The organism is Novosphingobium sp. (genome assembly GCF_040079535.1).
Classification (GTDB): domain Bacteria; phylum Pseudomonadota; class Alphaproteobacteria; order Sphingomonadales; family Sphingomonadaceae; genus Novosphingobium.
Genome location: NZ_JBEBKB010000065.1, coordinates 1 through 6,575, shown reverse-complemented (window position 1 = coordinate 6,575; position 6,575 = coordinate 1). Strand labels below are relative to the sequence as shown.

Genomic DNA, 6,575 nt, shown 5'->3' with positions numbered 1-6,575 from the left:
TGCGCCCAGCATACCGGCCAGCTGCTGAGCCAGCGTTTCAGGTTCGGTTCCGTAGAATTCGGCATGCCAGCTATCAAGCTTGGCAGCCTTCGCGGCCCAGCCCAGCGCATCATCAAGCCCGCCGAATTGATCGACCAGCCCGTTCTGGCGCGCGGTGCCCCCATCCCACACGCGGCCTTCAGCCACCTTTTCAACATCAGCAGCGCTTTTGCCGCGCGATTTGGCGACCAGCGCGATGAACCGGGAATAGCCATTTTCGATATTGGCCTGCAGCATCGCATCCGCTTCCGGAGATATCCCGCCAATCGGATCGGGCTGGCCCGAAAGCGGTGTGGTGCGCACCCCATCGCTTTGCACCCCATAACTGGCCAAGGTTTTTTCAAAGCTGGGGATCACCGCGAAAATCCCGATCGAACCGGTGATCGTGCCAGGTTCGGCAAAAATCCGCCCGGCCGGGGTCGATACCCAATAGCCGCCGCTGGCCGCATAATTGGCCATCGAAACAGCCACCGGCTTGCCCTTGGCCTTGAACCGTTCAACCGCCAGCCGGATGGTTTCCGAAGCCAGCACCGAGCCGCCCGGCGAATCAACCCGCAGCACCAAAGCCGAAGCATCATCTTCATTGGCTTGATCGATCAGGGCCGCAATCCGGTCTCCTCCAGCGGTGCCCGGCCCGGCGCTGCCATCGACGATTTCACCGGCAACGGTTACCACGGCCACGGCATCGCCCGAACTTTCTTCTGGGTGTGCAGCCAGCAGCGCCGCTGGCCGATTGGCGGCAAAGCTGCCGGGGGCATCGTTGCCGGGTTCTTCGCCCACCAGCGCCTTTACCCGCTCGCCAAAGGCGATATCATCGCCCAGCTTGTCAACCAGCCCGGCGCTGAGCGCAGCTTTGGCGGCATCGCCGCCGCTGGCCTTGATCCAGCCGACCGGATCGGATGTGACCAGATCGATCCGGGCCTTGGGCCGCGCCTTGCCGACATCGGCCTTCCACTGTTCCCAGATCGCAGCATACAGCGCCCCGCGCGCTTCCTTCGATGCGGCAGAGGCCTGATTGCCTTCATATGGTTCCACGAAGTCTTTGAAAGTACCGACTTTATAGACATGTACATTAACGCCGAAGCGCTTGAGCAGATCCCCATAATAGGGCGTGGTTCCCCCCGGCCCCATCACCAATACACCGCCCACCGGGTGGACCCAGACTTCGCTGGCATGGGCGGCCAGCATCACCGCATCGTCCAGATAGGCGACGCCGTAGGTAAGCACCGGCTTCTTGGCGGCGCGCACTTCATCCATCGCCGCGCCAATTTCCTGGATCGAGACCAGCCCGCCGCCGGTGAAGGTCGAAAGATCAAGCACCACCGCCTTGATCCGTTCATCCTTGGCCGCAAGGCGGATCGCGCGGGCCAGATCGCGGGCACGGTATTGACCCATCGGGGCTGCGCCGCCGATCAGCGTTTCCAGCGGATCATCGCCGGCCGGTTCTTCAACGATTGCACCGTCAATCCGCAGCAACAAGGCCCCATCCCTGACCCGATCCCCGGCCGGACGCGCGCTGAGCGCGCTGAACAGCGCCGCGAAAAACAGCAGCATTAACAACAGCACCAGGCCATCCTTGACGGCAACGAGGAGGTGCCAAACCTTGCGGGCAAAAATCATGCGGGGTTCCTGTACGGCGCCTGAGCGGCTGTGGCGTGTTCCCAGACATAGGGTTGGCCTGCTGCCTTGACCAGTGTCACCGGTCGATTGGCATCGCACCCTTGCCGGGGACGCAATCGGTGTCTATGGCGCTGTCTTCAATGACAGCTCCGAAATCCGAAGCCGCAAGCCGCTATCCAGCTGGCTCTGCTGCCTTCCCGCACCGCGACCTGACTGGCCTGGCGGGGCTGGCCCCGTGGGAGATCCTATTTCTGCTCGATGAGGCGGAACAATGGGTTGATCTGAACCGCAGCGCAAACAAGCGCGATGGCCGGCTGGCAGGCCTGACAATCATCAACGCCTTCTTCGAAAACAGCACCCGCACATTGCTGAGCTTTGAAATTGCCGGCAAGCGCCTGGGTGCAGACGTGGTCAATATGCACGCCGCCCAATCGAGCGTGAAGAAGGGCGAAACGCTGATCGATACGGCGATGACGCTGAACGCAATGCATGCCGATGCGATTGTGATCCGGCACCAGTCTTCGGGTGCGGTCAGGCTGATTGCAGACAAGGTTGATTGTCCGGTCCTTAACGCTGGCGACGGGCAGCATGAGCATCCCACCCAAGGGCTGCTGGACGCGCTGACCATCCGCACGCTTCTGAAAGAAAAGGGGGCCGGGCAGGATTTTTCCGGCCTCAAGGTAACAATCTGCGGCGATATCCTGCACAGCCGGGTGGCCCGATCAAACATGCATTGCCTGACTACGCTGGGTGCCGAAGTGCGGGTTTGTGCCCCCCCGGCGCTGATGCCCGCGGGGGTTGAAGAACTGAAGGTCCAGCCGTTCCACGATTTTGATGCCGCCCTTGATGGCGCCGATGTGGTGATGATGCTGCGCCTTCAACAGGAACGGATGAGCGGGCAATTCATCCCTTCCCCGCGCGAATACCGCCATCTTTATGGCCTCACGCTCGATCGGTTGGCCCTGGCCAAACCCGATGCACTGGTGATGCACCCCGGCCCGATGAACCGGGGGATCGAAATCGACAGCAATGTTGCCGATCTGGCCGGGCGCAGCGCGATTACCACCCAGGTTGAAATGGGGGTGGCGATCCGGATGGCCTGCCTTGACGTGCTGACCCGCCGCGCGCGCAAAGTGGAGGGCTGGGCATGAGCCGTCTGGCACCGCTGACGATCCACAATGCCCGGCTGGTGCTGCCAGGGGCTGAACCGGCGATGGGCGCGCTGCGCACGGACAATGGCCTGATTACAGCGCTGGGCGCGTGTCCGGCTGAACCGGGCGACACCGTGATCGACGCCAAGGGCGCGCTGCTTGCCCCGGGACTGGTCGATCTGGGGGTCTTCGCGATCGACAAGGGCGCGCTGCATTTTGGCGGGATCACCCGCGCGGCGCTGATGCCCGATCAGGGTGTTGTCCTGGATAAACCCAGCGCGGTCCGGTTCGCCGCGCAATCGGGCAAGCCTGATCTGTGGGTCCATCCGCTGGCGGCGGCAACCCGCGATCTGGCCGGCGCCGAAATCGCCGAACTGGCGCTGATGCGCGATGCCGGCGCCCGTGCAGTCGCCACCGGGCGGCGCTGGATCAACGATTCTGGCGCGATGTACCGGCTGCTGTCATACTGCGCGATGCTGGACCTTGTTGTATTCGCCCATGCCGAAGATGCCGCGCTGACCGGTGCGGCAGTGGCAACCGCAGGAGAAATGGCGACCCGGCTGGGCCTGCCCGCTGCTCCATCCGAAGCCGAAGCCCTGGCCATCGCCCGCGATCTTGCCCTTGCCGAACTGACTGGCGCACAGATCCATTTTCGCCAGGTGACCACCAAGCGCGGGCTCGATCTGATCCGTGCTGGCAAAGCCCGCGGGATCAGGGTGACGGCCGGGATCACGCCAGCGCACTTCATGCTGTCTGACAGCGCGATTGGTGATTTCCGCACCTTTACCAAGCTGTCCCCTCCGCTGCGGAGCGAGGCAGACCGGCAGGCGGTGCTTGCTGCGCTGGCTGATGGGACGATCGACGTGATTGCATCGGGCCATGATCCGCGCGGTCCTGAGGACAAGCGGCTGCCCTTTGCCGATGCCGAACCGGGCATGGCCGGGGCAGAAACATTGCTGGCACTGACCCTGGGGCTGGTGCGCGACCGCGTGATCACTATTGCGCGCGCATTTGAACTGCTGGCCGCCAATCCGGCGCGCTTGCTGAACGTCGCCGCCGGCCAGCTGGTGGTGGGGATGGAAGCCGATCTTGCCCTGATCGATCCCGTCAAGCCGTGGGTGGTCGATAGCGATCAGATGGCCGCGAGCGCCGGCAATACCCCGTTCGACAAACAAGGGGTTGAAGGCCGCGTCCTGGCCCTGTGGAAGGGCGGCGCAGCGATCAGGCTCTAGCCATACAAAAACCCCTCTGCCCGGGGGCAAAGGGGTTTTGGTAACGTTGGGTATTGGAACCGATCAGCGGCGGGCTTTGCCCTGACCGACCGGGCCTTTGGCCTGTGCCAGCTTGGTAGCAGGATGGGCCAGCGGACGCATTGCCAGCTTCGGCTTGGCCTTGACCTGGCGATGCGCCATCGCTGGTGCAGCAGCAGAGCGGCCCTGCGGCGCGCTGACCGCATAGGCGAAGCATACCCCGCCCCGGCCCTTGACGCTTGAACACAGACCATTGGCACCGCGGCCATCAAGACCAGCAGCAGCGACCCGCCAGAACTTGCGGCCCTTTACGGTTACTGCGGTGATCTTCATCTTGAAATTGCGCAGTTCCGGATTGCGTTTGGCATAATAGCCCCAGGCGCGGCGGGCGCCCTGTTCGCTGGCGAACGCGCCAAGCTGGACCAGGTGGCTTGAACCGCGACCGGCAACCGCTGCGGCAGCATGACGCGGACGCAGGCCCGGGCGGTGGGCAACGGCCTTGGGCTTGGCAGTAGCAGCATGGTGCGCACTGCGCGGAGCGGCAGCAACGCGGACCTGACGCGGCTGGGGCGCGGATGCCGCCACTACCGGGGTGGCATCAAGCGGCTGGACCACCGCGGCGCTATTGTATTCGGGGCGGAAAGCCTCAGGCACATCGGCAGCCGGTGCTTGTTCAGCAGAACCTGCAGCGCCGACCGGCTGATACTGCGCCAGCGATGCTGATGCCTCAGCCGAAGCCGCCGGAAGTTCGCCATTGGCACCCAGCGCGGCGGCCGGGGCCGGTGTGGCTACCGGAGCGCGAACAGCGCCGGTTTCAGCAGCAAGCTGCTGCTGATCCGAGCTGGCGTTGAGCGCAAGTGCAGCCGGCTGGCCAGAATCGGCGCGCATCGGTACGCGCAGCAGGGTTGCGACGCGCTGTTTGGCATCTTCAGGCTTGGCCATGCTGGCCCAGGTGCTGAGCCGGGCATCAAGCTGATCGGCCGGAACGTCCTGTGCGGCCATGACCCGGGCTTCGCGCCAGCGCCCATCCAGCGCATAGGCATAGGCCAGATTCTGGCGCAGCTTGGGCGAATTATCACCCGAGCGCAGCGCATCCGAAAGGATGGCGACACCGCGGCTGGTTTCGCCGGCCAGGGCATAGGCCAGGCCAAGATCAGCAGCCGGAATGGCATCACGCCAATCGTTTAGGATCCCGACAGCATCCTGATGGCGGCCAGCACCAATATTGGCCAGCGCCAGCGACAGTGCGGTCTTGGCCGAATTGTCACCCAGTTTCATCGCATCGTCGAAAGTCGTCGCGGCGCTTTCAAAGCGCCCGGCCCGCAGATAGGCCTGACCCAGCAGAGCGCGATAGGCCGGCTCACGCGGGTTGGCGGCAACCACTGATTCAGCCAGGGCAATCGCCTTTTCCACATCGCCCTTGGCCAAGGCCTTCTGGGCTTCGGCTGCGGTCTTGTCGGGGCCGGCCTTGGCAACAGCGCTGTTGCTCAATCCAACACCGGAAACCATCGCAAGTGCGATTGCTCCAGCAAGACTCAGCGGCGAAGTCGGACGACGGATGTGGTTGGTATTCATGGGAAAACTCCCTTCCTCGACAAAATCAATGGCACTTTTTTGCCACCTGGGCGGCAAGATCGGCTATTTCAGGTAAATCGTTCAGCAACGCATCAAGCGCATCGGTCACCAGCTGCTGGGCACTGCGGCCCTGGATCGTGCAGGCCAGACGCAGTTTCAGATGGCGTTCTGCATCAACCCGCAGGGTAAAGGCGGCGCGGCGGCCACTGGCCAGGGCCGAGCGGCGCTCAACCTCGATCCGGCTAACGGCAGCGCGCTGTTGGCGCAGCACTTCAGGAACATGCGCTGCAAAATTGGCTTCCGGACCGATCGGCACGACATCTGCGGTATGATTGGCACCCAGATCGCCAGTGTGACCGCCAGTGTGACCGCCAGTGTGATCGGCATCGTGCCCCATGTCATTCCAGCCCAGATCGTCATGCTGGACCTGCAGGGCACTGGCCTGCGAGCGCATCGCCGGGCGCGCGCCGCCCTTGCGGGCAAGCAGCCTGGGGCTGAGCGAAGCGATCGGTTTGGGTTCGGCCATGCCCCGCGCGCTCCGGTTAAGAGCCTGCGACCCGGCGGCCAAAGCCACCAGCCGGACGCTGCATTCCCGAAACTGCCGTTACACTGGCAGGGGCGGCAAAAACGGTACGGCGGAAATTCTTTTCCAGCCGATCGGAAATATAGCCCCACAGCGCGGTCACTTCGGCTGCGCTGCGGCCATTGGGATCAACTTCCATTACGGTTCGGCCATCGATCATCGAGGCCGCAAAATCGGTGCGGTGATGCAGGGTAATCGGGGCAACAGTGCCGTGCTGCGACAGCGCAACTGCGGCTTCCGAAGTGATTTTGGCTTTGGGCGTGGCCGCGTTGACCACAAAGATCAGCGGCTTTCCGGCACGTTCGCACAGATCGACAGTGGCGCCCACGGCGCGCAAATCGTGCGGGCTGGGACGGG

At 63.7% G+C, this 6,575-nt stretch carries 5 protein-coding genes and 1 pseudogene; 2 read left to right on the top strand and 4 right to left on the bottom strand.

The genetic code is table 11. The annotated features are described in order from the left end of the window. Positions 1 to 1,659, bottom strand: a 1,659-nt coding sequence (sppA, locus tag ABL914_RS13420) for a signal peptide peptidase SppA (protein WP_391563693.1), incomplete at its 3' end; no start/stop codon positions are given. A gap of 140 nt (positions 1,660 to 1,799) precedes the next feature. Here sppA and ABL914_RS13415 point away from each other — a divergent pair. Both ABL914_RS13415 and ABL914_RS13410 read left to right on the top strand, forming a co-directional pair. After that, complete coding sequence (locus ABL914_RS13415; RefSeq protein ID WP_391563692.1) at positions 1,800 to 2,810, top strand: aspartate carbamoyltransferase catalytic subunit; 1,011 nt, start codon at positions 1,800 to 1,802, stop codon at positions 2,808 to 2,810. Continuing rightward, positions 2,807 to 4,042, top strand: coding sequence for a dihydroorotase family protein (locus ABL914_RS13410; RefSeq protein ID WP_391563691.1), 1,236 nt, complete (start codon positions 2,807 to 2,809; stop codon positions 4,040 to 4,042). Before ABL914_RS13415 ends, ABL914_RS13410 begins: the two co-directional genes overlap by 4 nt. A 63-nt stretch (positions 4,043 to 4,105) precedes the next feature. Here ABL914_RS13410 and ABL914_RS13405 read toward each other — a convergent pair whose 3' ends face one another. The 3 genes and pseudogenes from ABL914_RS13405 to ABL914_RS13395 form a co-directional block, all read right to left on the bottom strand. After that, entirely contained in the window at positions 4,106 to 5,635 is a 1,530-nt protein-coding gene (locus tag ABL914_RS13405; protein WP_391563690.1) for a tetratricopeptide repeat protein, read from the bottom strand. A gap of 25 nt (positions 5,636 to 5,660) precedes the next feature. Next, positions 5,661 to 6,161, bottom strand: coding sequence for a hypothetical protein (locus ABL914_RS13400; RefSeq protein ID WP_391563689.1), 501 nt, complete (start codon positions 6,159 to 6,161; stop codon positions 5,661 to 5,663). Between the two features lie 16 nt (positions 6,162 to 6,177). After that, positions 6,178 to 6,575, bottom strand: a pseudogene (locus ABL914_RS13395) (ParA family protein); the annotation flags it as partial.